Source organism: Nocardia vinacea (assembly GCF_035920345.1).
Classification (GTDB): Bacteria; Actinomycetota; Actinomycetes; order Mycobacteriales; family Mycobacteriaceae; genus Nocardia; species Nocardia vinacea_A.
Map to the genome: position 1 here is coordinate 6,135,496 of NZ_CP109149.1, position 24,406 is coordinate 6,159,901.

The 24,406-nt window shown below is 66.1% G+C and carries 26 protein-coding genes; 10 read left to right on the forward strand and 16 right to left on the reverse strand.

Translation table 11 applies throughout. The annotated features are described in order from the left end of the window. Positions 1-167 precede the first annotated feature (167 nt). Positions 168-611: a DUF6918 family protein gene (locus tag OIE68_RS27835; RefSeq protein WP_327094020.1), complete on the reverse strand. Its 444-nt coding sequence runs from the start codon at positions 609-611 to the stop codon at positions 168-170. 85 nt (positions 612-696) lie between these two features. Then, positions 697-1,428, reverse strand: a complete 732-nt coding sequence (locus OIE68_RS27840; RefSeq protein ID WP_327094021.1) for a PaaI family thioesterase — start codon at positions 1,426-1,428, stop codon at positions 697-699. A gap of 126 nt (positions 1,429-1,554) precedes the next feature. On the opposite strand from OIE68_RS27840, the gene OIE68_RS27845 reads away from it, so the two are divergent. From OIE68_RS27845 to OIE68_RS27865, 5 genes are all read left to right on the forward strand, one after another. Further along, entirely contained in the window at positions 1,555-2,448 is an 894-nt protein-coding gene (locus OIE68_RS27845; protein WP_327094022.1) for a 1,4-dihydroxy-2-naphthoyl-CoA synthase, read from the forward strand. Between the two features lies 1 nt (position 2,449). Further along, on the forward strand, positions 2,450-2,842 hold the full coding sequence (locus tag OIE68_RS27850; RefSeq protein WP_327094023.1) for a VOC family protein: 393 nt from the start codon (positions 2,450-2,452) through the stop codon (positions 2,840-2,842). 357 nt (positions 2,843-3,199) lie between these two features. Next, positions 3,200-4,360 carry an o-succinylbenzoate--CoA ligase gene (gene menE, locus OIE68_RS27855; RefSeq protein WP_327094024.1) on the forward strand — a complete coding sequence of 387 codons (1,161 nt, stop codon included), beginning with the start codon at positions 3,200-3,202 and terminating at the stop codon, positions 4,358-4,360. 218 nt (positions 4,361-4,578) lie between these two features. Further along, entirely contained in the window at positions 4,579-5,565 is a 987-nt protein-coding gene (locus OIE68_RS27860; RefSeq protein ID WP_327094025.1) for an ATP-binding cassette domain-containing protein, read from the forward strand. Positions 5,566-5,570: 5 nt separating this feature from the next. Then, complete coding sequence (locus tag OIE68_RS27865; RefSeq protein WP_419150809.1) at positions 5,571-6,401, forward strand: ABC transporter permease; 831 nt, start codon at positions 5,571-5,573, stop codon at positions 6,399-6,401. A 24-nt stretch (positions 6,402-6,425) separates the two neighbouring features. Here the strand turns inward: OIE68_RS27865 and OIE68_RS27870 are convergent, their stop codons facing one another. After that, positions 6,426-9,983, reverse strand: a complete 3,558-nt coding sequence (locus OIE68_RS27870; protein WP_327094027.1) for an AfsR/SARP family transcriptional regulator — start codon at positions 9,981-9,983, stop codon at positions 6,426-6,428. A 218-nt stretch (positions 9,984-10,201) separates the two neighbouring features. Here OIE68_RS27870 and OIE68_RS27875 point away from each other — a divergent pair, with 218 nt between their 5' ends. Together OIE68_RS27875 and OIE68_RS27880 are read left to right on the forward strand one after the other, a co-directional pair. Further along, positions 10,202-10,678 carry an SRPBCC family protein gene (locus OIE68_RS27875; protein WP_327094028.1) on the forward strand — a complete coding sequence of 159 codons (477 nt, stop codon included), beginning with the start codon at positions 10,202-10,204 and terminating at the stop codon, positions 10,676-10,678. Between the two features lie 45 nt (positions 10,679-10,723). After that, positions 10,724-11,596, forward strand: a complete 873-nt coding sequence (locus OIE68_RS27880; protein WP_327094029.1) for a 1,4-dihydroxy-2-naphthoate polyprenyltransferase — start codon at positions 10,724-10,726, stop codon at positions 11,594-11,596. A gap of 149 nt (positions 11,597-11,745) precedes the next feature. On the opposite strand, the gene OIE68_RS27885 is transcribed toward OIE68_RS27880, so the two are convergent. From OIE68_RS27885 to OIE68_RS27905, 5 genes are all read right to left on the reverse strand, one after another. Beyond that, entirely contained in the window at positions 11,746-12,132 is a 387-nt protein-coding gene (locus OIE68_RS27885) for a phage holin family protein (protein ID WP_327094030.1), read from the reverse strand. A 77-nt stretch (positions 12,133-12,209) separates the two neighbouring features. Next, on the reverse strand, positions 12,210-12,788 hold the full coding sequence (locus tag OIE68_RS27890; protein WP_327094031.1) for a Clp protease N-terminal domain-containing protein: 579 nt from the start codon (positions 12,786-12,788) through the stop codon (positions 12,210-12,212). Continuing rightward, positions 12,788-13,009 (reverse strand): hypothetical protein, encoded by a 222-nt coding sequence (locus tag OIE68_RS27895; RefSeq protein ID WP_040696163.1) that lies wholly within the window; start codon positions 13,007-13,009, stop codon positions 12,788-12,790. Before OIE68_RS27895 ends, OIE68_RS27890 begins: the two co-directional genes overlap by 1 nt. A 103-nt stretch (positions 13,010-13,112) precedes the next feature. Continuing rightward, positions 13,113-14,198 (reverse strand): PLP-dependent cysteine synthase family protein, encoded by a 1,086-nt coding sequence (locus OIE68_RS27900; RefSeq protein WP_327094032.1) that lies wholly within the window; start codon positions 14,196-14,198, stop codon positions 13,113-13,115. Next, positions 14,195-14,545: a DUF4229 domain-containing protein gene (locus OIE68_RS27905; RefSeq protein WP_327094033.1), complete on the reverse strand. Its 351-nt coding sequence runs from the start codon at positions 14,543-14,545 to the stop codon at positions 14,195-14,197. The genes OIE68_RS27900 and OIE68_RS27905 overlap by 4 nt, the downstream gene beginning before the upstream one ends. Before the next feature lie 254 nt (positions 14,546-14,799). Here OIE68_RS27905 and OIE68_RS27910 point away from each other — a divergent pair, with 254 nt between their 5' ends. Further along, positions 14,800-15,009 (forward strand): BldC family transcriptional regulator, encoded by a 210-nt coding sequence (locus tag OIE68_RS27910; protein ID WP_040696172.1) that lies wholly within the window; start codon positions 14,800-14,802, stop codon positions 15,007-15,009. A gap of 127 nt (positions 15,010-15,136) precedes the next feature. Continuing rightward, complete coding sequence (locus OIE68_RS27915) at positions 15,137-15,334, forward strand: hypothetical protein (RefSeq protein WP_327094034.1); 198 nt, start codon at positions 15,137-15,139, stop codon at positions 15,332-15,334. 495 nt (positions 15,335-15,829) lie between these two features. On the opposite strand, the gene OIE68_RS27920 is transcribed toward OIE68_RS27915, so the two are convergent. Next, positions 15,830-16,450 carry a hypothetical protein gene (locus tag OIE68_RS27920; RefSeq protein WP_063045382.1) on the reverse strand — a complete coding sequence of 207 codons (621 nt, stop codon included), beginning with the start codon at positions 16,448-16,450 and terminating at the stop codon, positions 15,830-15,832. A 292-nt stretch (positions 16,451-16,742) separates the two neighbouring features. Between OIE68_RS27920 and lppU the strand changes: the two genes are divergently transcribed. Beyond that, entirely contained in the window at positions 16,743-17,408 is a 666-nt protein-coding gene (gene lppU / locus OIE68_RS27925) for an LppU family putative lipoprotein (protein WP_327094035.1), read from the forward strand. 493 nt (positions 17,409-17,901) lie between these two features. Here the strand turns inward: lppU and ccsB are convergent, their stop codons facing one another. From ccsB to hemL, 7 genes are all read right to left on the reverse strand, one after another. Further along, entirely contained in the window at positions 17,902-18,870 is a 969-nt protein-coding gene (gene ccsB / locus OIE68_RS27930; RefSeq protein WP_327094036.1) for a c-type cytochrome biogenesis protein CcsB, read from the reverse strand. Positions 18,871-18,872: 2 nt separating this feature from the next. Further along, positions 18,873-20,510 (reverse strand): cytochrome c biogenesis protein ResB, encoded by a 1,638-nt coding sequence (gene resB / locus OIE68_RS27935; RefSeq protein ID WP_327094037.1) that lies wholly within the window; start codon positions 20,508-20,510, stop codon positions 18,873-18,875. Next, positions 20,507-21,343 (reverse strand): cytochrome c biogenesis CcdA family protein, encoded by an 837-nt coding sequence (locus tag OIE68_RS27940; RefSeq protein WP_327094038.1) that lies wholly within the window; start codon positions 21,341-21,343, stop codon positions 20,507-20,509. Before OIE68_RS27940 ends, resB begins: the two co-directional genes overlap by 4 nt. Continuing rightward, positions 21,343-21,552, reverse strand: coding sequence for a hypothetical protein (locus tag OIE68_RS27945; protein WP_327094039.1), 210 nt, complete (start codon positions 21,550-21,552; stop codon positions 21,343-21,345). The genes OIE68_RS27940 and OIE68_RS27945 overlap by 1 nt, the downstream gene beginning before the upstream one ends. Positions 21,553-21,624: 72 nt before the next feature. Continuing rightward, entirely contained in the window at positions 21,625-22,248 is a 624-nt protein-coding gene (locus OIE68_RS27950) for a TlpA disulfide reductase family protein (protein WP_327094040.1), read from the reverse strand. Further along, a complete protein-coding gene (locus tag OIE68_RS27955) occupies positions 22,245-23,000 on the reverse strand; it encodes a histidine phosphatase family protein (protein ID WP_327094041.1) in 756 nt (251 codons plus the stop codon). The genes OIE68_RS27950 and OIE68_RS27955 overlap by 4 nt, the downstream gene beginning before the upstream one ends. Beyond that, positions 22,997-24,334, reverse strand: a complete 1,338-nt coding sequence (gene hemL, locus OIE68_RS27960; protein ID WP_327094042.1) for a glutamate-1-semialdehyde 2,1-aminomutase — start codon at positions 24,332-24,334, stop codon at positions 22,997-22,999. Before hemL ends, OIE68_RS27955 begins: the two co-directional genes overlap by 4 nt. Positions 24,335-24,406 lie beyond the last annotated feature (72 nt).

Genomic DNA, 24,406 nt, shown 5'->3' on the forward strand with positions numbered 1-24,406 from the left:
CAGCCGCCCACGCGGTCATGCCGGAGCCGAGCGCTAGCGAGGCGCAGGCATCAGCGAACGCAGAGAGCGACAAAGAACACAGCCGCCCACGCGGTCATGCCGGAGCCGAGCGCTAGCGAGGCGCAGGTATGAGCGCGATACGCGGCGCCGTGGCGCCGCAATCCAACTCAGGCGTGCCGCTGCACGAGGTCGCCCAGCCGTGGCAGGGCCTCGATGACGTTCTTCTTGGCCGAGGAACGCATCGACGAGTAGACCTTCTTCAGCGCCGGACGCGTCGAAGAGTCGGCACGCGCGTCGGTCACCGCGAGCAAAGCCTCGGCGACCTCATCCGACTTGGCGACCAGCAGGTCGGCGAATTGGCCGGACCCCGTCGCCGCGTATTCCTGCCAGAACGGCTCCAGCTGCGAGACGAGCTTGGGCGCCAAGGACTCCAGCGCGTCCGGCACGATGGACGGGCTGATCTTCTTGACCGCCGCGTAGCCACCCTTTACGGCCAGGCCCGACGCACCACCCTTGTCCGACACCTCGGCATCCAGAACCTCCTTGGCATCGGCAAGGAAGGCCGTGCGCTTTGCGTCGTCGAGCAGGGATTCAGACAGTGCTGCAACCACTTTCAGGTTCCTCCGGGATCGATGTCATGAACGAGCGCACGTCACTATACGCACTGGTGCGCAGAGTCACACGGCACTCATCGGGCTACGGCTGCCATGGCAGCAATTGGACCATCAATCCTTCACAATCCGCGAGGACATTGCCCTGCTCATCGGCCAATTCCGCGGTGATGAAGGTTTTGCGGCCTTCGATGCGATCTACGCGACCCCGCACGGTCAGCGGCGTCTGCAACGGAGTAATTTTGCGATAGTTCACATGCAGATAGGCGGTGCGGCTGATCGGTCGTCCGGCGTAGTGCACGATCATGCCGAGCAGATCGTCGAAGAGCAGTGGGAGCACGCCGCCGTGTGCCGCGCCGTTGCCGCCGAGATGGAAGCGACGGAATTCACCGTTCATCACGATGCCGTCGGGTCCGGCCTCGACCACCTGCCACGGCAGCAGCAAAAGGCTGCCGCGCCCGGGTAATTCGACGGCACGGCCCGCCGGACCCTGGAGTTCGGGGGCGCGATACGGCTCGAGCAGATCGATGAGTTCGCGTGTGCGGTCGAGTGCCTCGCCGTAGATCTCGTCGGGGGCGTCCACGGAGACGACCAGATCCTGCAACGTGCGCATGGCCTCGACGAACGGGCCGAAGTCGGCGCCGACTCGCGCGCGGGAGACCTTGGGGAAGCCGCCGTGCTTCTCGTACCGGGATTCGTCCACCGCGCTGTTGTCGATGCGGCCGACAACGCGTTCAGGAACCCGTTGCGCTGCCGCACGCCCACCCGTCGCCCGACCGCCACCCCTCATCGAATCGCTTCGCGATGCTCCACTCATGCTCTGCACGGTATCGCGTTGTTTTACACCGTCAAGTCGTACCGCCGAGTAATGGAACCGGCACCGTAGAAGTTCGCATGGAAGTCGCTGGCATCCGAAACATCGGTGGGGGCAATAATCACTGGGGTGACGTTCAATTCGAAGCTGTGGCGGCCCGTTCCAGGGTTCGAGAACCTGACCGACATCACCTATCACCGGCATATCGAGCAGGGCACCGTCCGGGTGGCCTTCGATCGGCCGGAGGTGCGCAATGCGTTCCGTCCCCACACGGTCGACGAGCTCTATCGTGCGCTCGATCACGCCAGGATGACCCCGGACGTCGGCGCGGTGCTGATCACCGGCAACGGCCCTAGCCCCAAGGACGGCGGCTGGGCCTTCTGCTCGGGCGGCGACCAGCGTATTCGCGGCCGCAGCGGCTACCAGTACGCCGATGGCGAGACCGCGGACACTGTCGACCAGGCGCGTGCGGGCCGCCTGCACATCCTCGAGGTGCAGCGGCTGATCCGGTTCATGCCGAAGGTGGTCATCGCGCTGGTCAACGGCTGGGCCGCGGGCGGCGGGCACAGTCTGCACGTGGTCTGCGATCTGACCCTGGCCAGCCGCGAGCACGCCAGGTTCAAGCAGACCGACGCCGATGTCGGCAGCTTCGACGGCGGTTACGGCAGCGCCTATCTCGCGAAAATGGTCGGCCAGAAATTCGCGCGGGAAATCTTCTTCCTCGGCCGTCCCTACACCGCCGAGGAAATGCATCAGATGGGCGCGGTGAACAAGGTCGTCGATCACGCCGAACTGGAAAATGTCGCACTGGAGTGGACCGCCGATATCAACGGCAAATCCCCACAGGCCCAGCGCATGTTGAAGTACGCGTTCAATCTGCTCGACGACGGCCTGGTCGGTCAGCAGCTCTTCGCGGGCGAGGCCACCCGGATGGCGTATATGACCGATGAGGCGGTCGAGGGTCGCGACGCCTTCCTGGAAAAGCGCAAGCCGGACTGGACCCCCTACCCCTGGTACTTCTGACATGGACATCCTCAGCAGCCGGGTCATCCTGCGGCCCGCCGACTACCAGGCAACCCTCGCGTTCTACCGCGACGGACTCGGCTTGGCCATCGCGCGCGAGTATCCGGGCGGCACGGTTTTCTTCGCTGGACAGTCGCTGATCGAGGTGGCCGCACACGGCGGATCGGGCAAATCGACCATCTTCGAGGGCGCGCTCTGGCTGCAGGTTCGCGACATTTCGGACGCGGCGGCGGAGCTTGCGCTGAAGGGGATCCGCATCGAGCGCGAGCCGGTGCGCGAGCCGTGGGGACTGATCGAAATGTGGGTGCACGATCCGGACGGGGTTCCGATCGTCCTGGTCGAAGTTCCCGCCGAACATCCGATCCGACGGGATTCGCGCTGGTCACCGGACTGATCACGACGGCAGCGGCGGCACGGGTGGGTCGGCTCGAGTTGCCAATGCCGACCCCGGCGAGGACGATAACCCACACATGGCCGCCCGACCGCCGACGTCCGGGCGACCACCGCTGAGTACCGTCCTCCGAGTGAATCGCAGTCTCGATGTCCGGCGTACCCGACTTCTTCCCCCCTGACGCGGCCGAATCCCCAGCGCGCCGCTCCAGCAAACCGACCCCTGCCGCGCGCGGTCATGTTGACATGACACGATCAGACTCGTGAGGGAGCGCAGCGAGCGAACCATGAACACAGCGCGCCTGCGCACGACGGCGCCGAGCACCAGCGAGTTGCGGTCGCGCATGACGGGGGCGAAATCATGAGTCGCACCCTGCGGACGCTGCCGATGCCGACCGGATCCGGGCTCGACGATGTCATGCCGCATCTGCGAGAAGTGTTGGAGGGCAACGGCCCCGCGTGGTTGCCGATACCGACCAGCGACCGTCGGGAGGCCCGACGACTGAGCGATGCACTCTCGCCCGGCGAGCTGATCGATGACGAGGCGGCCTTGGTCGTGACCACCTCCGGCACCACCGGTGTGCCGAAGGGCGCCATGCTCAGCTCCGCGGCGCTGCGGGCCAGCGGGACTGCGACACACGATCGACTCGGTGGTCCAGGCACCTGGCTCCTGGCCCTGCCGACCCATCACATCGCGGGCATTCAGGTGTTGCTGCGCAGCATTCTGGCCGGTACCGAACCCAGCGTGCTCGACGTTTCCGGTGGCTTCCTACCCGAGGCGCTGGCCGGCGCGATTTCCGGTATGCGCGGTGAGCGCCGCTACACCGCGCTGGTGCCGACCCAGCTCATCAAGGCGCTGGAGGCGCCCACCGCCGCGGCAGCACTTGCCCAGTTGGATGGTGTGCTCGTCGGCGGGGCAGCCACTCCGGCGCCGGTCTACGAGCGCGCGAAAGCGGCCGGTATCAACGTCGTTCGCACCTATGGCATGAGCGAAACCTGCGGCGGCTGTGTGTACGACGGAGTTCCGCTCGACGGCACCGAGATTCGCATCGAGGACGGTCGCGTGCTGCTCGGCGGCGCGATGATCGCCGTCGGCTACCGCGGCCAGCCCGACCATCCTGCGTTCGCCGAACCCGGCTGGTTCCGTACCGAGGATGCGGGCACCTACGAGAACGGCGTGCTCAGGATCAGCGGACGGCTCGACGAGGCCATCATGACCGGCGGACTGCTCGTCATCCCGCAGGTCGTCGAGGCCGTGCTGACCACGCATCCCGGCATCAGCGAATGCGTCGTGCTCGGTCTGCCCGACGATCGGCTGGGCCAGCGGGTCGCGGTCGCGGTGGTCCCCGCCCCCGGCGCCACCCCGACCCTCGAGGAACTGCGCGATCACGTCGTGCGCGAACTCGATTCCATCGCCGCACCGCGCGAGCTGGCGATCCTCGACGAACTCCCGCTGCGCGGACCGGGCAAGCCGGACCGCGCCAAACTCCGCCAGCATCTCCTCGCGGAGTCGACGCACTGACACCGGGTCCGGCGGGCAGCACCGGCTGCTACCGACGATCGCCATCGATGACCAGGGCCGGGCACAGCTGATAGGCGCCGCAACAGTTGTCGTCGTCCGAGCGGCTCGCGTTGTGTCATTGATCTTGCTGCGGGCGCGCAGACGTGCAAGTGGGTGCAAGAGATCGGTGACACCGTCGTGCAAGGGCCGTGCAAGACGGCGACCGCACAGTCTTATGCATGACTTCTTTCGCACCCACTTCAGCGCTCGCCGTCGAGGCGGACGGCCTGGTCAAGGTGTTCGGGGAACAGCGCGCCGTCGACGGTGTGAGCCTGGCGGTTCCGCAGGGCTCGGTCTACGGCGTGCTCGGACCGAACGGCGCGGGCAAGACCACGACCATCCGCATGTTGGCCACCCTGTTGCGCCCGGACGGCGGCAGCGCCCGCATCTTCGGCCGTGACGTCGTCGCGGAACCGACAGCGGTCCGGTCCCTGGTCGGCGTCACCGGGCAGTACGCCTCGGTCGACGAGGACCTCACTGCCACCGAAAATCTGATCATTTTCTCCCGCCTGCTCGGCCTCAGCCGGATCGATGCCAGGCGCAAGTCGGTCGAACTGCTGGAGGAGTTCGACCTCACCGAAGCGGCGAACAAGCCGCTGAAGAACTTCTCCGGTGGTATGCGACGCCGTCTCGATCTGGCCGCCAGCCTGATCGCGACACCGCCGCTGCTGTTCCTGGACGAGCCGACGACCGGACTCGATCCGCGCACCCGCGCCCAGATGTGGGAGACCATCCGCCGTCTGGTCCGCGAGGGCGCGACGGTGCTGCTCACCACGCAGTACCTGGACGAGGCCGATCAGCTCGCGGACCGGATCGCCGTCATCGACCACGGCAAGGTGATCGCCGACGGCACCGCCGACGAACTCAAGGCCTCGGTCGGCGGCTCCTCACTGCATCTGACGCTGGTCGACCGGGCCCAGCTCGAGGAAGCCCGCCGGGTTGTCGGTGACTTCCTCGGCGTCGACGCCCAGATCACGCCGGAGGCCGGACGGCTCACCGCGCCGCTCGCGGATGCGGGCATGACCGCCGACCTGCTGATCCGCCTGCGCGAGTGGGAGATCGAGATCGACGAGATCACCGTCACCAAGCCCAGCCTCGACGAGGTCTTCCTCACCATCACCGGCCACCCGGCCGACGACAACGATTCGGAACGGAGCGCGGCATGACGACCATCACCGCCGAAAGCACCACCGCGCGGCATGCGGCAGCGACCTCGATTCCCGAGGTCAGCAATAAGATCAGCCTGCAACAGACCATGTCGACCTCGCTCACCATGGCCTATCGGGGCATCCTGAAAATCAAGCACAATCCCGAGCAACTGTTCGATGTGACGATTCAGCCGATCCTGTTCACCGCGCTGTTCGCCTACATCTTCGGCGGGGCGATCGGCGGGAGCGTTTCGAACTATCTGCCGGTCCTGATTCCCGGCATTCTGGTGCAGACCGTGATCCTGACCTCGGTCGTCACCGGCACCCAGTTGCGCGAGGATATGGACAAGGGCGTCTTCGACCGGTTCAAATCCCTGCCCATCGCCCGCATTTCGGTGCTGGCGGGTGCGTTGATCGCCGATATGGTGCGCTACGCGCTGGCGACGACGCTGACCATCGTGGTCGGCCTGGCCATCGGCTACCGGCCCGAGGGCGGTGTCGCCGGTGTCGTGGTGGCCGGTCTGGTCATCGTGGTCTGCTCGTTCGCGGTGAGCTGGATCTGGGCGCTGGTCGGTGTCACCGGTAAGAGTGCCGCAGGCGTGCAGGGCATTTCGATGATGGTGATGTTCCCGCTGACCTTCATGTCCGGCGCGTTCGCTCAGGTGAGCACCATGCCGGGCTGGATGCAGGGGCTCAATCACGTGAATCCCGTGTACTACATGGTGAATGCGGCCCGAGCGCTGATGAACGGCAATGTCTACGGCAGCGATCTGGCCTGTTCGCTGATCGGCTCGGTGATCGTGATCGCGATCTTCGCACCGCTGAGCATCAAGGCGTACATGCGCCGGGCGTGATGCCCGGAAGTCGCGGTGGGTGAGTCACCCACCGCGATTTTCGTTGTCGCACGACAGTTCCTGTAGGAGGTCGAGGATCCTGGCCGCCGCCTGCCGCCGACGCATGCCGGCGGCCCGGGTCAGTGCTTCGTCGAAGCGCCCGTCCCCCACCGTTGTTCGGTGCAGTGCCGCGTGATGTCGCAATTGGGCCGACGGATTGTCCTGTCGCGCCGTCACCTTGGTGGCCAGCGAAAGCAACTCCAAGCCGATCTTCGAATCGCGTCCGACCGCGAGATAAAATGTTCCGACCGCGTTGCCGACCGCGCCGATCTGTGGCAGGTCGTAGAACTGCCCGAGTCGGCCCGTCGCGAGGCGAATCAGCGTGCGCGCGATATCGTCGGCCTCCGCCGCCCGCCCGTGCAGCACGTATGCGTCCACGGCGCCGCTCGCGGTCATCAGGATGCCCGGGCCGGGCATCGGTTCGTCATCGGGCCAGCCGTACAGGTCCAGTGCCCGCCGATAATGGCGCAGCCCGGCGTCGGTATCGCCCTCGGCAAGTTCGAGTTCCGCCATTCCGATGACAACCGGCGCCAGGCGGTGGTTGCGTCGGATGTGCGGATCGTCGATCGCGGTACCGTGCGCCGGATCGCCATCTGCGGCGCCGAGCGCGAAGCCCAATTCCCGCCGCGCCTCGTCGAGCCGACCCGCGCCGATCAACGACACCGCGAGATAGCTGCGCATCTCCACGGCTTCCTCGTGTGCGCGCAACTCCCGCAACAGTTCCGCGGCCCGGCGGTAGTACACCACCGCATCGGCATAGTGTGCGGTCTGTCCGGCGAGCTGCCCGAGATGCTGGGTGACCATGGCCGTCCCCCAGACATCGCTTCCCTCGATCAGCTGCAGGGCGGCTTTCGCGTCCCGGGTGGAACCGTAGACATGGCCGGAGTTTTCCCGGACATTGGCGCGCATGAACACCGCCGCGGCGCGCACCAGGGGGTCCGGCGACCGGGCGCCGTCCGCGAACAGCCTCGGCGAATCCGAGCCCGAGATATCCCCGCAGGCCATGACGCCGAGAAAACGCGCTCCACTATTGAGATCGATTGCAGTGCTGAGCAATCGACGGATCCGTGCCCGCGTGGTCGCCACCTGACGCAGACCGCTGTTCAGGTACAACATGTGCATACCGATCTGCAGGTGCGCGAGCATCTGCAGATCCGCGACCGTACCGCGCACCGGACCGGGTTCGGGTGCCAGGGGGAGAATCCGGCGCGCCCAGCTGCTCAGCTCCATGTGCGCGCCGCGCATTACCCATAGCGTGCCGACGATCGGGAACACTCGGTACACCGTGCGGGCGTCCCTGCGCTCCAACGCATATCGCAGCACCGTGACAAGGTTGTCGAGCTCCGCACCGACCGAGAGCACCGTGGCCACCTGCTCGTCGGAGAGATAACGGTGCACCGTGGCGATCGAATAGTCACGGGCCCAGCGCGACATCCGATCCATCACCACCGGACGCTCGTCGACCGCACCCGAAATGCCTGCCGCAGCATCGGACCCGGTCAGTGCGAGCTGTTCCTCACCGAATTCGCGCACCGTTTCCAGCATTCGGTAGCGGGTTCCGATCAGGCCCTCGTCGTCGTCCAGGACTGTGAGCAGCGATTGGCTGACCAGTCCGTCCACGGCCGTGGTCACATCGTCTACATCCGGGCCACCCGCCACCACTTCGGCTGCATCGAGGGTGAATCCGGCCGGAAAGCGGCACAGCCTGCGCAAGGCGATCTGTTGCGGCGCTTCGAGCAGATTCCAGCTCCACGCGATGACGGCGTGCAAGGTGCGGTGCCGTTCCGGCGAGGAGCGATCTCCGCTGCGCAGCAAGGCGAATCGGTGTTCCAGGCGGGTCTCGATTTCCTCGACGCTCATGGTCCGCACGCGGGCGGCCGCGAGCTCGATGGCCAGCGGCAGGCCGTCCAGCGTGCCGCACAGCCGGGCCACCACTTCGGCATCCAGGCGCACGGTCGGCCGCACCGCACGCGCTCTGGCCATGAACAGGTCGGTGGCCGGTGATCCGGCCGCGTCGATTGCCAAGGGCGCCAGCGGATAGACCGTTTCCGCGGTGATCGCCAGTGGTGCTCGGCTTGTGGTAAGGACACTGAGCTGGTCGCAGCTGCCGACCAGATCGGCGACCACTTCGGCGACCGCGTCGATCAGATGCTCACAGTTGTCCAATATCAACAGCGTCGGACGGGCCGCGAGCGCATCTCGCAATCGCCGACCGGCATCGCTGTAGCCGGTGGAGCGCCGCCATGCCGTCTCCCGGACGATCTCGCCGAGGCCGAGGGTCGTGCTGATCGCGGCTTCGATATCGGCGCGTGGGTCGGCGTCGGCGGCCGTATCGGCCCGTACCGACGCCAGCTCCACCAGCACCACGGATTCGCTGCGCGCGACCCGAGCACCCAATTCGTTGGCCACCCTGGTCTTTCCGGTGCCGCCGGGGCCGAGGACGGTCGTCACCCGGGAGCGGTGCAGCAGTTGCTCGAGTGCGTCCAGATCGGCGGCACGTCCGAGCAGCGCATTGGGGGCCGCGCGCAGTCCGATCGCGGCGAGGGCACTCTGCGGTGCGGCAACGGCCGAATCGGAAACTCGTCCAATCGAATCCAGTGACACCGAGTCCCGGCCGGCGGAATACCGCGCGGCCGAATCACCTACCGCGACCGATACCGTCGGATCACCCGATGTGGCCGAATTCGTAGCGGGCGTCGGCTTCGGCACGGCCCCACCATGATCGGCCCGCGATGCGAATCCGGGCACCGGATCACCGCGCAGGATCGCGGTATTGAGTTCCACCAGCGCCGGGCCCGGATCCGCGCCGAGTTCTTCGACCAGCCGCCCGCGCATCGATGCGAAGACATCGAGGGCTTCGTTCGGCCGCCCGGCCGCGGCGAGCAGCCGCATCAAGGTGGCGTGCGCGGCCTCGTCGAGTGGCTTTGCGACCGCGGTGCGGCGGGTGATGGCCACCGCACCGTCGAGATCACCGGTGGCGACCCGGGCGGCGACCTCGATCGCCTCCAGTTCGGACCACCGGTGCGCGGCCGCTGTGCGCAGTTCGTCGGCGAGGTCGCCCGCAGGTAAGTCAGCACCGGGCTCGCCGCGCCAGAGCGATCTGGCCTGGGTCAGCACCTCGAGACATCCGGCGTGGTCACCGTCGGCTTGTTTGACGCGGGCCGCGTGCACCAAGTCGTCCACGAGGGTCAGATCGACCTGATCGGCGGTCAGCCTCAGGCGGTAGCCCGCCGGGCCGATCTCGAGGGCCGCATCCGGTAGCGCCGAGCGCAGCCGCGACACCTGGGTGTGCAGCGCGTTCATCGGCGCGCGCGGCGGCTGCTCACCCCACACCTCATCGATCAGCGCCTGGGCACTGCGGCTGCGGCCGGGACGCAGGGCCAGCGCGGCGAGCAGCAGTCGCGACCGTGCGCCGGGGAGCGCGGCGAGCGTGCCGTCTCGGCGTAGCGCGATTTCGCCCAGCAGGGCCACTACGACCGATTCGCCTGCGGGCGTCGTCAGGGTTTGACTTCGGCCGTTCGGGCCGCTCTGATCGGGAAACATTCCGTGGTTATCGTATGCGAGCCCCGGCGCGAGCGACGGGTCCGGAGGCGGTAGCGCAAGGGCAAGAACAGTCGGCCGCCAGGCCGTCCGTCGAGGGTGGCGGTGGGAGACGGGTGGGCCCATGAAGGGACCCGGGAGTGCCGAAATCGAATACTGTCTGCCAGGCTGACATGGTTTTTCGCCCCTGTTCGGACCGGTAAGGCGCTTACGCTGTGCGCATGGCTGAGTTCGAAATCGTTCGGCAGGCTGTGATCACGGCCGAGCCCGCGCGCATTCATGGGCTGATCGATAACTTCCACGAGTGGACCAAGTGGTCGCCGTGGGAGGACGTCGATCCGCAACTGCAGCGGAAGTACTCCGGGCCGGACGCTGGAGTCGGCGCCCAGTACGCCTGGGACGGCAACCGCAAGGCCGGTCGCGGCAGCATGGAGATCACCTCCAGTGACGACCGGGAAATAGGTATCCGGCTGGCCTTCGAGAAGCCGTTCAAGGCCACCAACGAGACGACCTTCGAGCTGAACCCGGTCTCGGCCCTCGAAGGAGGAGAACCCCGCACCGAGGTGGTCTGGCGGATGAGAGGCCAGCACAAGGGCCTGATGGGCGTGATCGGAAAGGTGTTCCCGATCGACAATATGATCGGCAAGGACTTCGAAAAGGGCCTCGACCGACTGAAGGCCGCCGCCGAAGCCAACTGAACCGCCCGAGCGGACCGAACCGCGGCCGCGCATTAGGCTGCGAACATGGCTACTGCAGCGCAATGGATCGAGGGCGCACGGCCCCGTACCCTGCCGAACGCGATCGCCCCTGTCCTCGCCGGAACCGGCGCCGCCGCCTCCATCGATGGCGCGGTGTGGTGGAAAGCGGTTCTCGCGCTGCTGGTTTCGCTGGCCCTGATCATCGGGGTGAATTACGCCAACGACTACTCCGACGGCATCCGCGGCACCGATGACGTGCGGGTCGGTCCACTGCGGCTGGTCGGGCAGAAGCTCGCCTCGCCGGCCGCTGTCAAGAATGCCGCGATCATCAGCCTGGCCATCGGCGCGGTCTTCGGGCTGGTGCTCGTCATCGCGACGGCGTGGTGGTTGCTGCTGGTCGGCCTGGCCTGCTTGGCCGGTGCCTGGTTCTACACCGGCGGCAGCAAGCCCTACGGCTACAGCGGGTTCGGTGAGCTGGCGGTCTTCGTCTTCTTCGGTCTGATCGGGGTACTCGGTACCGAATTCGTACAGGCCGAGCAGATCGAATGGGCGGGTCTGGTGCTGGCGATCGGGGTCGGGGCGTTCTCGAGCGCGGTGCTGGTGGCCAATAACCTGCGCGATATTCCGACCGATACCGAATCCGGGAAGGTCACGCTCGCGGTCAAACTCGGCGATCCGCGGACCCGGACGCTGCACCTGGCGCTGCTCGCGGTGCCGTTCATCGCGACGCTGCTGTTGGTCGTCCGCACGCCGTGGGCGCTGGTCGGGCTGGTCGCCGTGCCGTTGGCGGTGCGCGCCAACGCACCGGTGCGCTCCGGCAAGGGTGGGCTGGAATTGATTCCGGCGCTGCGCGATTCGGGGTTGGCGCTGTTGGCGTGGTCGGCGGTTACCGCGTTGGCGCTCGGCATCGCTGGTTAGGGACCGCGAAGCGCGGCATTCGGTTGTCGCCGGCGGATCCAAACGTGCACTTTCCGGCCGAATTCGGCAATTTCCGCCTCGTTCGCCCGAAGAATGCACGCTCAGACCCATTCCGCCTTCGAACGAGCCGTGAGCGCGCCACGAAGCTGCTAGTCGTCGCCGTCCGGAACCAGGATGCCGAGGATCCAGTTGACCACCGCGACAATGATGCCGCCCCACACAGCTGCCCAGAAGCCGTCGATACGCAGGCCGTAGTCGGTGGTCTCGGTGATCTTCGCGGTGAGCCACAACATCAGCGCGTTGATCACCAGAAGAAACAGGCCGAGGGTGACGATGACCAGCGGTAGCGATAGAAGTTTCACGATCGGCTTGACCAGGGCGTTCACCACGGTGAAGACCACGGCGACGGCCAGGATGACAATGACTTTTCCGCCATTGCCCTTGTCCTCGGGACTCCAAATCTCGATCTTGTCGACCCAGGCTGCCGCCAGCCAGATGGCAACGGCGTTGATGATCAAGCGAATCAGAAGCTGCATGGCTTGATGCTAGGCCCGACGGGCGGGAATGTGCTGCCACAAGACGTGAATCGGGCGGCGCGTACCTGCCCGACCCCTCACGCGGCACGGTCGAGCAGCGCGTGCACCTTCGGTCGGAGCGCATCGATCGCTTCCGAACCGCCGAGGATGCGGGTGGTGGTCGCATTGGGCGCGCGCAGAATGCCGAGCAGCAGATGCCCGGATTCGATGGACCTGTCCTTACGGGCCAGGGCTTCGCGAAGTCCCAACTCCAACACCTTCTTGGCATCTCTGGTGAACGGGATGTGACCCCAGTTCCGATCGCGGCCGCGGCCGAATCGGGACCGCTCCTCGGGCACGGCCCGTTCCAGCGCATCCTCGCCGAAGGTGGCCTCCAGGCTCTCGCGCACCGCATCCAGATCGATGCCGATCGAACGCAGCGCCTCGGCGTCCTCCGCGCCGAGCGGCTGGCCTTTGGCCTGCTGGCCCAGGGTTTTCAGGACCTCTCGGTGGGTGAGCCCCGCCTCCTCGAGCAGTGTCTTCAATTCCGGCTCGCCCTGTGCCAACAGACCGAGCAGGACATGCTCCACCTCGATCCTGGGTGCGCGCAGTTCCCGCGCGTCTTCCTGAGCGATGACGATCGCCGTCCGCGCCGACCTACTGAACCGTTCGAACATCAGCGGTTCCCGCCTCTCCGGTTGTATTTCTGGTGGACCGCCTGCTTGCTGACCTCGAGCGCCTCCGCGATCGCCTGCCAGGACCAGCCCTGTTCGCGGGCATTGGTCACCTGGATCGCCTCCAGCCGTTCGAGCAGCCGACGCAGTGCGAGCACCGCACGCAGCCCGACCTTGGGGTCCGGGCTGCCTGCGGCGGCCGCCAGTGTGGTTGCTTCAGTCATGTCGTCAATTTTGATTGACGAACTCCGGAGTTGTCAACGAAAATTGACGAGATTCGCCGCAAGAGAAACCCCGACGCTGCGGCCGGGTTTGCGATATCGCGTGCTAGCCGGACCAGATTCCGGTCGCGGCGAACTTCTCCAGGATCGCGGCGGGTTCGGTGAGATTCATGCCCTGCGCCTCGACCCATGAGTCATCGAAATACGTTCCGGCATAACGATCTCCGCCGTCACAGAGCAGCGTGACGACACTGCCCGCACGTCCGGTGAAGATCATTTCGGCAATGAGTGCGAACGCACCCCACAGATTGGTTCCGGTGGAACCGCCTACGCGGCGGCCGATTACCCGACTCGCGTGCCTGGCAGTGGCGATCGATGCGGCATCGGGCACCTCGATCATCCGATCCACCACCTGACCGATGAACGACGGCTCCACTCGCGGGCGGCCGATTCCCTCTATGCGCGAAGGCATTCCGGTCTGATATCCGGCGTCGGCGGTTTCGTAGCCGCCGTAGAACGCGGAGTTCTCCGGGTCGACCACGGCCAGTTTCGACGGGTATCGGTGATAGCGGATATAGCGACCGATAGTGGCACTGGTGCCGCCGGTACCCGCGCCGACCACGACCCAGTCCGGCACCGGATGCGCCTCCAATTCCATTTGCTGGAAGATGGATTCGGCGATGTTGTTATTGCCGCGCCAGTCGGTGGCACGCTCGGCATGGGTGAACTGATCCATGAAGTGGCCACCGCATTCGGCGGCCAGCCGCGCTGCCTCGGTGTACATCTCCGGTGGGCGCTGCACGAAATGGCAACGGCCGCCCTGAGCTTCGATCAACTCGATCTTCTGCGGCGAGGTGCTCGCCGGCATCACCGCGACGAAATCCAGGCCGAGCAATTTGGCGAAATACGCCTCGCTGACCGCGGTCGAACCGGACGACGCCTCGACCACCGTGGTGCCCTCGGTGACCCAGCCGTTGCAGATCGCGTACAGGAACAGCGACCGCGCCAGCCGGTGCTTGAGGCTGCCGGTGATGTGGGTCGACTCGTCCTTCAGGTACAGCTGGACATGCCAGGCGGCGGGCAGCGGGTACCGGATCAGATGCGTGTCGGCGCTGCGCTGGGTGTCGGCCTCGATGAGCCGCACGGCATTGTCGACCCAGGCGCGTGGCGTACTGCGATCGCAGTACTTCACGAGGCGGCACCGTTCGGGTCGTCGTCACCACGCAGCCGGGCACGCAGCTGCGCCTTGTCCTGGCGACGCTTCGCATCGACTACCGCGATGTCCTCGTTGACCCGAGCGCGCAATTTCTTGAACAGCGTCAGCGACAGCGGCATCGCGATGATCAACGCGAACAGCGCGGCGACCAACCACGGGACATCCACCGAGACGAGCCGGGCGACACCGATGATCGCAGCGGCGATGACGACGACCAGCGCCAGCCTGGCGAGCGTGTACAGCGCCAGATTGCGGGCCAGCCGCGCGCCGACGCCAGCGGTTTGCTGTGCGGGTTCACCCTTCGGTGGCGTTGCGTCACTCACGTCGTCCAGCCTATGCGAAGCTATGGCCCACCCTCGGCGATACCTCCGGTCGAGGTAAGCGGTGGCCTCGCCGGTGCCAGGCCAAGCGCAAGGAACCAGAGACGGACTGCGTCCGACTACGCCTGACCAGGGCTCGTATCCGTTTTGTCTATTACTTCCCCTTTACCAACTGTAGGTGGTTCGAGTACCTAGGGGTTGCAGTGCAACGATGGCGCCATCTGATGAGGGAACTGTCGAGAACGGAGAGGTTTGCTATGACTGCGATCACCGTCGGCGGCCAGGACACCCTGCTGACACCGGGCCAAGTCGCCGCCATGTTCCACGTCGATCCGAAGACCGTCACCCGTTGGGCCCACGCCGGGCGCCTGGGATCACTGCGGACGCCGGGCGGTCATCGCCGGTTCCGCGAATCCGAAGTACTTCAGCTGCTCCAGTCGCTCACCACCGAGGCAACCGCACGCTGATCATGGTCCGCGGGCCTGTAGCTGTGAGTTCGATCTTCCTGTCTAGGGGCCCGCACCCACCAATTTCGTGTCTGCGGTGTTCGAAGGCTACGCACGCGACTACCCTCGTTAGCAGGAGGTGAGCGACGTGACGTACCTGTTGGCACTCATCGCAGTTGTGGCAGTCGCGGTGTTGTGCTGGAAGGCGTTCGGCCCCGAGAAGACAGCCGGACCGCCCACGCGTTCGCCGCAGCGCAAGCGCATCGAGGGGCCGGACGACGACCCCGAATTCCTCTGGCGCATTTCGCGCCAGCATCGTGATGGTGACGGGTCTGCCGAGCGCTGATCGTTCGCTCCGGTCGCCAGGAGTTTCCGGGCCCGAAGCCCTCAGTCGCGCAACTGTATTGACCGCGCGGTAAGCCCGCATCAGAAGGTGCCGAAACCCGATTGCTACCTCTGACGCCTGGTCAACTTCTTCGCCTGGTACGAGGCCGAACGCGACACAATGCTTCGGAACTACCTGACGAAAGTGGCGATGATCGAGGGTCGCCACTCTCGTGGACCTAGACGTTCCGCGACCGCAATGACCGATGCATCGACCGCGCCGCGCGGGAAGTCGCCGTATCGGACGACCAGGTCAGCCAGCGCCGCGTAACAAGCCTCATGCTCACTGTCCGTGCTTATTGGCTGCTCCCAGCAACGGCCCAATGTCGCAAATGATCACTCACGACCACCGAGGTCGCGCCACAGCACTTCCTGGGATGTGGAAGCGAAGTCGGCCCCGGCCTCGACCGAAGGCCGCCGCCACGCTCCTCAGCGTGCCGTTCGGCCCGTCAAACGATCACGGCTCGCCGTTGATGACGGCCATGAGGGCGTCCATGAACGACTGCCCGCCCATGATGTAACCGCCGGCGATCGCGCCGATTACCGCGCCGATCGGGCCGGTGATGATGCTGAAGAAGAAGACGCCGACGATGGCGCCGATGATGAGGCCGAGGACGCCGCCGAGGACCACGCCGACGATGTTCTTGTTGATTTCGTCGGTCAGGCGGGCCATGGAATTGACCGGCTGCATCTCGCCGATGTTCTTGGCGCTCAATTTCGGCGTGAGAGCGAGGGTCCGGCCGTTATCGGAGATCGTCTGGTCGACCGCGACCTTCGTGCCGGAGAGCTCGTAGGTCAAGGGGACTTCCGTCACCACAGCGCCGGCATCGGACTTCAGCAAGACCTTGGTGCCGTTGTCGGCGAGTTCGAACTTCCCGCTGTCGACCTCGGTGGTGAGAACGCGATCCCGGTGCCCATCCGAGATTTCGGAAGCCACTGTGTGGTAACCGATTCCCTGCTCGACGCCGGAGGCCGACACCTCTTTGGCAACTTCCGCTGGCTTCGCATTCGCGGTTCCCGCCGCGATTCCCACTGCGGCGATGGACACGAGAGTGACGGCGAACGTGCCGAACTTCATCAAGGTTTCCTTCTGACAAGCGCCGGCCCCGGTAGCCGGTTGACGCGTCTAGCGCCACGTAGCTTGTTGCCCCGCACGGCATTTAGGAAACCCCTGACGGCCATCGTTATTCGATCGTTATTCCAGCATCCGACCCATGATCATTTCACACAAGTATCCTTTTTATCCTCGAAAATAGGTGACTCGACGCGCACACACCGGATGGTGTAGGCATGACGTGATCTCTCACCATTGCAATTTTCAACTTCGTATCTCGGCGCGCGAGTTCGAACAGCCCTGGAGGACTTCACAGGTGTCGCGTCAACGTGTCCGTGCGGGTCTCACCTTGACGGTCTTCATAGCTGTAACCGCGCTAGCCGCTGCCGTTGTGGCGGTGGCGGCGATGTCGCTGAGCAACGACAAGTCCACCACGAGCAGCCCATCGCCCGCGGCCCAAAACGACGCCGCGCTGACCACCTCGCCGGAGCCGTCGTTCCCCGAACTGCCACTGACCACCCCCGAGGCCCCACCGACCACCTCCGCCATCCGCAGCACCTTCGACAAGATCGCGGGCGGCCTGAAGGTCGAGGTCGGTGACTGCGTCGAAATCGGCGGCAGCGGCGACAATCCCACTCTCGGCAAGACCGCCTGCGGCGGCGCGACCTCCAACTACAAGATCATCGATAAGGCGCCCGAGAACGCCGCCTGCCCGATCGACGCCGACCGCGCCCTCAACGACACCCTGCACGGCGTCAACCGCGCCGCCCTCTGCCTGGACATCGACTGGGTAATCGGCGGCTGCATGGACCCGAACAAAGACAACCCCAAACGCCTCGACTGCAACACCAGGGGCGTCCCCAATGCCGTCCGGGTCATGGACGTCAAACAAAACACCACAAACGTGAACGTCTGCTCCTCGAGCGACCGCGGAATCGTCTACCAACAACGCCAATTCGTAGTCTGCGTCCACCGGTTGTAAGACCCCGCCCAATCGGCATCCATCGATAGAGGGTGGCGAGCGCATCGGCCAGGGATCGCGCCTCGACAATCCGTGTCGCCAGGGTCGCCCGACAGTCAACGCACGAACAGCACTGCCACCACAGGCATCTGGAGTCCGACGGCTCCCACCAGTAGGCCGAGCGGCAACATACCCGAGCCAAGTCACCTCTCCACCAATGACATTGCATCGTCGGTAGACCCCCGCGACATGCGGGGTCTGGAATTGTGCTGTGCCCTAACGTTGCTGGGATGGTGTGATTCGGTATTGCCGGTATGAGGATCACGGTACGTCTGCCCGCACTCGACGTGGCGCGGGTGGAGGCGGCGGTCGCGGAAGCGATGGCGTGACCTAGCCGCGGAGTGATACGACTACCTGGCAGCCCTGCCCGGCGACACGATGCTGGTCGAACTACGCTGCCACGTCTGACCACCATCACTACCCGCTGATCGACGATGCCAGCGGCGCGTCAGCTCTAGTTCAGGCCCGCGTACGAGTGCAGACCGCTGATCACGATGTTGATGATGAACAGGTTGAAGAGCATCGCGACGAAGCCCGCGATGTTGATGTAGGCGGCCTTGGTGTCGCGCCAACCCGATGTCGCGCGGGCGTGGAGGTACGCGGCGTACAGGACCCAGGCGATGAAGGAGCAAGTCTCCTTCGGGTCCCAGCCCCAGAACCGACCCCATGCGGCCTCGGCCCAGATGGCGCCGAGGATGACTCCGGCTCCGAAGAGCGGGAACCCGATGATCGTGGTCTTGTAAGCCAACCGGTCCAGGGTGCGGGCGTCGGGGAGGCGGCGGGCGATGGTGCCGAGGATGTTGTCGGATTCGGCGCCTTCGGGCTGGCGCAGACGGTAGAGGAACAGCAGGCTGGCTATGCCGGAGACCAAGAAGACACCGCTGCCGATGCTGACGATGGTGACGTGGATGGGCAGCCAGAACGACCTAAGTGCGGGCACAACGGGTGCCGCGTCGGCGTACAGCACGGTGCCGGCCAGGAACAGCAGGATCAAGATCGGGACGAGCAGGAAGACCCACATCGAGCGGTAGCGCTGTTCGCGCAGGAAAACCATGCCGACCACGGCGGCCGCGGCGGTCGCCATGGTGACGAATTCGTACATGTTGCCGAGCGGGAAGCGGTGGGTCGCGAAGCCGCGCAACACGATCGAGGTCACATGCAGGGCGATGGCGACGAACAGCACCGAGAACGCCATATTGCCTGCGCGTTCGGCGAACGGCTTGGCCTGCGGTGTCTCGACCCGACCGGGTCCGGTGGGACGATCGGAACCGCCGCCCGCGGTCACCAGTTCGCGCGCGACGACCTTCTGCGTCCGCGCCGCCGCGTACTGCATGATCAGCAGCACCAGCACCAGCGCGTACACGACGATCGCCGATTTGAAGGAGAGATCGCTGTACTGGGCGATGGTCTCGTCGATCGGCATGGTCACTCTCCCGTGGCGGATCGGTCATCGAGCAGGCGCTTGCGCAGGCGATCGAATTCGCCGCCCCAGCCCGCCTGATCGGTTCTGGCGAGCCCGCCCATCTCTACTACGGTGCGTCGTTTGTCAACGGTACCCGCTTCGTCATCGGCCGGGTACACGCGGATCCAGATGCGTCGCCGCTTCACCAGCAGCGACACCAGCAGCCCGGCCATCATGGCCAGCGCGCTCACCAGCACCCACTGCTGCGCCGGATCGTGGGATACCTGCAGATTCACGAATTCCTGCGCACCGTCGAAGCTGACCTTGGTGCCATTGGGCAGCGTCGCCGACTCGCCGGGACGCAGATTGACCCTGGCCTCCTTGGTCAGTCGCCCCTGCTTGACCTGTTCGGGATCCAGCGCGAACAGCGACTGCGGCTTACCGGTATCGAGACCGGTATCGCCGCGATAGATGTCCACCGCGACGGCCGGATCGTTCATGGTCGGGAACGAGGACGTCAGCAAGCTGCCGTGCAGTAGCGCGGTAGGCGCGAACAGACCCTCGATGGCGATCTGGTTCTTGCGGCGCTCTTCGTCGGTTGCGTACATGCCGCCGGGCGGATCGATCCGCAGCACACCGCTGGACAGGAAGGTCTGCGCATTGTCGGGCCGCCACTGGACGGTCTCGGTTCGGGTCTGGCCATTCGGGAAGGTCACCCTGAACGTGGGCGCGTAACCGTGGCCCTGCAGATACAACCGGTCCCCCGAGACGCGCAGCGGATGGTTCACCTGGATCTGCGCATCGCGCCAGGTATCGCTCTGCAGATCGTCGCCGGCCTGATATTCGATATCCGAGGTGAACATCTCGGCCTGACCGTTCTGCAGGTAATCGGCCTTGAAGTCCTTGACCCGCACGCACAATGGCGCCATACCGGTGCCGTCGTTGATATTGCCCGCCTTGAACGAGTCGAAGACGGCGGGCGAGGTAGTGCAGAAGCCGGGCCCGTTGTTCGCGATGACGATCACGCTGCCCTCGTAACCGAACAGCTTGCCGACCGCGATCGCGACGAGCAGCCCGACCAGGGCCAAGTGGAAAACGAGGTTGCCGAGTTCGCGGGTGTAACCCTTCTCCGCGGAGAGAGTGATCTCACCTTCACGAGTGCCGCCGCGCACCTCGGCCCGCCAGCCGCGCAACTCTTTTCGAACGTGCTCGAGTGCGGCGTCCGGGGTGCCATCGATCGTCTCGGAGTAATGGTGCGGCAGCCGCGACAGGTTGCGCGGCACCCGGACCGGCGGAGTGCGCAGCGCGCGATAATGGTCCAGGCAGCGCGGCAGAATGCAGCCGACGAGCGAAATGAACAGCAGCGCATAGATTGCCGTGAACCAGAAGCTGGAGAACACGTCGAACAGCTGGAACCGGTCCATCCACGGTCCGAGCGTCGGGCGGTCGGCGATGTACTGATCGACCTTGCCCTCGTTGAGGTTTCGCTGCGGCAGCAGTGCGCCCGGAATCGCGCCCAGAGCCAGCAGGAACAGCAATACCAGCGCGGTGCGCATGCTGGTGAGCCCACGCCAGGCATTGCGCACGAGCGCCCACGCGCGACCCGGTAGCGACTGGCGGGGCGGCGTCACCGGCGCCTCGGGTCTGTCGATCACGGTCATATCGGCAGCGTCACCTCGGAAACGAACCCGTCGCGCACCCAGGCGACGAACTGATCCCACGCCCCCGTGACCAGCGCGATCCCGACCGCGACGAGTAATATGCCCCCGATGATCTGAATGGTGCGCGAATTGCGCCGCAGCCAACCGACCCCGCGCAACGCACTCGCCGACCCGAAGGCCAGGATCACGAACGGCAGCCCGAGGCCGAGGCAATAGGCGACGATCAGCGCGACGCCGCGCACGGCCGTCGTGCCCTCGGTCCCGGCCGAAACCGCCATCACCCCGGACAGCGTCGGCCCGAGGCACGGCGTCCAACCGAGCGCGAAGACCGCGCCGAGCAGCGGAGCGCCCAGAACACTGGTGAGCCTGCGCGGCTCCATCCGCGTATCGCGCTGCAACGCGGGGACCAGGCCGATGAACACCAGACCCATCAGGATGGTGACCACACCGCCGACCCGTTGCAGCAGTTCACGATTCACGTTCAAGGTCTGGATGACGCCGAAAACCGTTGCGGTGGCGAGCACGAACACCACGGTGAAGCCCGCGACGAACAAACCGGCCGCACCGGCCACTCGGATCCGACCCGTCCGTGCCGCAGCCTGATCGACCGAAACCGCTGTGCCGCCAAGGCTTTTGGCCTGCATTGCGGTGGCGGGCGGCGCCTCGGCGCCGACCAGCCCGGCCAGATAGGACAGGTAACCCGGCACCAGCGGCACCACACACGGCGAGGCGAACGAGACCAGTCCGGCCAGTACGCATGCGCCGAGCGCCAATAACAGCGGCCCCGTCGCCGCCGTCTGCTGGAACGAATCACCTACTGCGGCAAGCACCATCAGTCGGTCTCCACCGGGGGTCGATCAGCACGCTCGGGCACCGGCGCCGATTCCGGGGCGAAGTCCATCATGGAATCGGCTGCGGCGCTGCGCGGTACGGCGGCAACGCCGACCCAGCGATCATCGACGGTCCAGACACCGCGAACGAGACGGGCGGCCTGCCGCGGGCGACAGGCACGCGGGCTACGAGTACGGCGATCGCGATTCACGATTGCACCTTTCCTACCGCTCGCTTTCGAGCGGGACGTTATTACGACATGGGCCGAACGGCTTGTGCGGGGTCACTGCGAACCTTCCGCGGCAATGCGTTCGACAACTGGTTGGAGGTCTTCCGCCAAGAGCGAGCGGAGGAAGACAGCGGCGACCCGATGTTGCCGATCCAGCACCAGCGTGGTGGGAATGACACTGGTCGGGAAGTTGCCGCCGAGCGCGAGCAGGGTGCGCATGGACGGGTCGTAGACGGACGGATAACCGACCTTGTTGTCGACGACGAAGTCCTGTGCCTTGTCCTGCTGGAAATCACGGACATTGATGCCGAGAAAGACGACGCCCCTGTCCTTGGTTGCCTCGTAGACCTTTTCGAGCGCGGGCGCCTCGGCACGGCACGGCCCGCACCACTGCCCCCACAGATTGAGCACGACCACCTTGTCCGGGAAGTCGGCGACCGAGGTGGTCTTGCCCGAGGTCATCAGATCCGGCCCGGCGAGCTTGCCGATGGTGCCACGCGCGGCGGGCGGATCGTAAAAAATATCGGTTTTGCCACCGGGCGAGACGAATTCGAACGTACCGCCGGAGGCCACCGCATCCTTCCCGGTCGAACAACCCGCGAGCGCGGCCACCAGAGCCACGCACGCGAGCAGGACCGGCGCGAAACGCCGGGCCGACGGCCGGGAAGAAGTTCTCATGCGCCGTGCACCGTGGGATCCGAACCGCCTGCGGGCTCGGAGTAGACGATGTCGACGAGGGTGTCGCCCTGGTAGACCAGCGAGGTCAGCGAGGCGAGCGAGCACTGCCGGTGCCGCGGATCGTGCCAGAGTCGCTGGCCCTGCAGGAACCGCCGCAGCGTCCAGACCGGCAGCTGATGCGAGACCAGCACCGCCTCGTGTCCGGCCGCCTCGACCCTGGCCTTATTGACCGCGGCCAGCATGCGGTGCGCGATCTGCAGATACGGCTCGCCCCAGGACGGGGTGAACGGATCGCGCAGCTTCCACCAGTGCCTCGGCTTACGCAGCGCACCGTCGCCGACCGAAACCCGCAGGCCCTCGAAGGTATTACCGGCCTCGATCAGGTTCTCGTCGGCGCGCACGAGCAGCCCGTGCTGACGCGCGATCGGCTCGGCGGTCTCCTGCGCACGCTGCAGCGGCGAGGCGATCACCACCGCGATGTCGTGGTCGGCCAGCGACCGCGCCACCGCACCGGCCTGCGACCGACCGGTCACAGACAGGCTGAACCCGGGCAGGCGACCGTAGAGAATGCCCTTCGGGTTGTGCACCTCGCCGTGCCGCAGCACGTGCACGATGGTCTCGGCGGTGTCGTCCTCGACGGCGTCGACCGGCGCAGCGGCATCGGACTCGTCGACGAGGGCGGCCGTTTCCGCGCTGTCGACAGGGGTATCTGGTAGTTCGCGCATTTCTGAATCTGGCTGGTCGGAACTCACGCGCGGGATCCTTCGGGGGTGGCGGCCGCGGCCGCATGTGCGGCGGCGGGCAGGGCGGCGGCGATACGGTCGAATGCGTCCTCGTCGAGCGCCGCGGAGACGAACCATGCTTCGAACGCGCTCGGCGGCGCGTACACACCGCCGTCGAGCAGCGCGTGGAAGAAAGCGGGAAAACGCCAGGTCTGGCTGGCTTTGGCGGCGGCGTAGTCGGTGACCGGACGGTCGGCGAAGAACACGCTCACCATATTGCCCGCGAACTGGACCTGATGCTCGACCCCCGCGGCCCCGAGTGCCTCGGTGAACAAGCCGCCCAGGCGCTCGGCATTGCGATCGAGTGCGGCGTACACCGCGTCGTCGGCCGCACGCAGCGAGGCGAGGCCGGCGGCGACGGCAACCGGGTTCCCGGACAGGGTGCCCGCCTGATACACCGGACCAAGCGGCGCAAGGTGATTCATGATCTCGGCGCGACCGCCGAACGCTGCGGCAGGCAGACCACCGCTCATCACCTTGCCGAAGGTGTAGAGGTCACCGGCGACACCGTCGCGGCCGAACCAACCAGACCGGCTCACCCGGAATCCGGTCATCACTTCGTCCATGATCAGCAGCGCGCCGTCGTCGGCGGTCAGCTTGCGCAGGCCCTCGTTGAAACCGGGCAGCGGCGCGACCGCACCCATATTGCCCGCGGCCGCCTCGGTGATCACACACGCGATTTCACCAGGATGCGCGGCGAAGGCGGCGGCAACGGCCTCGATGTCGTTGTACGGCAGCACGATGGTGTCGCCCGCCTGCGCGCCGGTGACACCGGGCGAGGTCGGCAGGCCGAGGGTCGCGACGCCGGATCCGGCGTCGGCAAGGAGGGCGTCCACATGGCCGTGGTAGCAACCCGAGAATTTGATGATCTTGGCGCGACCGGTGTAGCCACGGGCCAGCCGGACCGCGCTCATGGTGGCCTCGGTGCCGGAGTTGACCAGGCGGACCCGGTCCACCGGCGCCATCCGCTCGGCAATCAGCTCGGCGAGTTCGATCTCGCCTTCGGTCGGCGCGCCGAAGGACAGTCCGCCGACGGCCGCGCGCCGCACCGCCTCGACCACCTCGGGATGCGCGTGGCCGAGAATCATCGGACCCCACGAACACACCAGGTCGACATACTCGTTCCCGTCGACATCGATGAGCGTGTAGCCCTTGGCCGATGCGATGAATCGCGGTGTGCCGCCGACGGACTTGAAGGCCCGCACCGGCGAATTCACACCACCCGGAATCACCGAAGCGGCCCGGTCGAAGAGCTGAGCCGAGACCGGCACCGATGCCCTGGTCACGCGCGGAGAAGAACTCACGACGTCCAGTGTCTCAGCCCGATTGGAACGAGTCGACGACAGGGTGTAGTCGAGTGACGCAGACCGCAGGCG

What these genes read in the sequence shown, in the direction of transcription:
- OIE68_RS27840 (WP_327094021.1), bottom strand. Translation starts at nt 1,428, where the DNA reads ATGAGTGGAGCATCGCGAAGCGATTCGATGAGGGGTGGCGGTCGGGCG.
- OIE68_RS27850 (WP_327094023.1), top strand. Translation starts at nt 2,450, where the DNA reads ATGGACATCCTCAGCAGCCGGGTCATCCTGCGGCCCGCCGACTACCAG.
- menE (WP_327094024.1), top strand. Translation starts at nt 3,200, where the DNA reads ATGAGTCGCACCCTGCGGACGCTGCCGATGCCGACCGGATCCGGGCTC.
- OIE68_RS27860 (WP_327094025.1), top strand. Translation starts at nt 4,579, where the DNA reads ATGACTTCTTTCGCACCCACTTCAGCGCTCGCCGTCGAGGCGGACGGC.
- OIE68_RS27870 (WP_327094027.1), bottom strand. Translation starts at nt 9,983, where the DNA reads ATGTTTCCCGATCAGAGCGGCCCGAACGGCCGAAGTCAAACCCTGACG.
- OIE68_RS27875 (WP_327094028.1), top strand. Translation starts at nt 10,202, where the DNA reads ATGGCTGAGTTCGAAATCGTTCGGCAGGCTGTGATCACGGCCGAGCCC.
- OIE68_RS27880 (WP_327094029.1), top strand. Translation starts at nt 10,724, where the DNA reads ATGGCTACTGCAGCGCAATGGATCGAGGGCGCACGGCCCCGTACCCTG.
- OIE68_RS27885 (WP_327094030.1), bottom strand. Translation starts at nt 12,132, where the DNA reads ATGCAGCTTCTGATTCGCTTGATCATCAACGCCGTTGCCATCTGGCTG.
- OIE68_RS27890 (WP_327094031.1), bottom strand. Translation starts at nt 12,788, where the DNA reads ATGTTCGAACGGTTCAGTAGGTCGGCGCGGACGGCGATCGTCATCGCT.
- OIE68_RS27895 (WP_040696163.1), bottom strand. Translation starts at nt 13,009, where the DNA reads ATGACTGAAGCAACCACACTGGCGGCCGCCGCAGGCAGCCCGGACCCC.
- OIE68_RS27910 (WP_040696172.1), top strand. Translation starts at nt 14,800, where the DNA reads ATGACTGCGATCACCGTCGGCGGCCAGGACACCCTGCTGACACCGGGC.
- OIE68_RS27920 (WP_063045382.1), bottom strand. Translation starts at nt 16,450, where the DNA reads ATGAAGTTCGGCACGTTCGCCGTCACTCTCGTGTCCATCGCCGCAGTG.
- ccsB (WP_327094036.1), bottom strand. Translation starts at nt 18,870, where the DNA reads ATGCCGATCGACGAGACCATCGCCCAGTACAGCGATCTCTCCTTCAAA.
- resB (WP_327094037.1), bottom strand. Translation starts at nt 20,510, where the DNA reads ATGACCGTGATCGACAGACCCGAGGCGCCGGTGACGCCGCCCCGCCAG.
- OIE68_RS27940 (WP_327094038.1), bottom strand. Translation starts at nt 21,343, where the DNA reads ATGGTGCTTGCCGCAGTAGGTGATTCGTTCCAGCAGACGGCGGCGACG.
- OIE68_RS27950 (WP_327094040.1), bottom strand. Translation starts at nt 22,248, where the DNA reads ATGAGAACTTCTTCCCGGCCGTCGGCCCGGCGTTTCGCGCCGGTCCTG.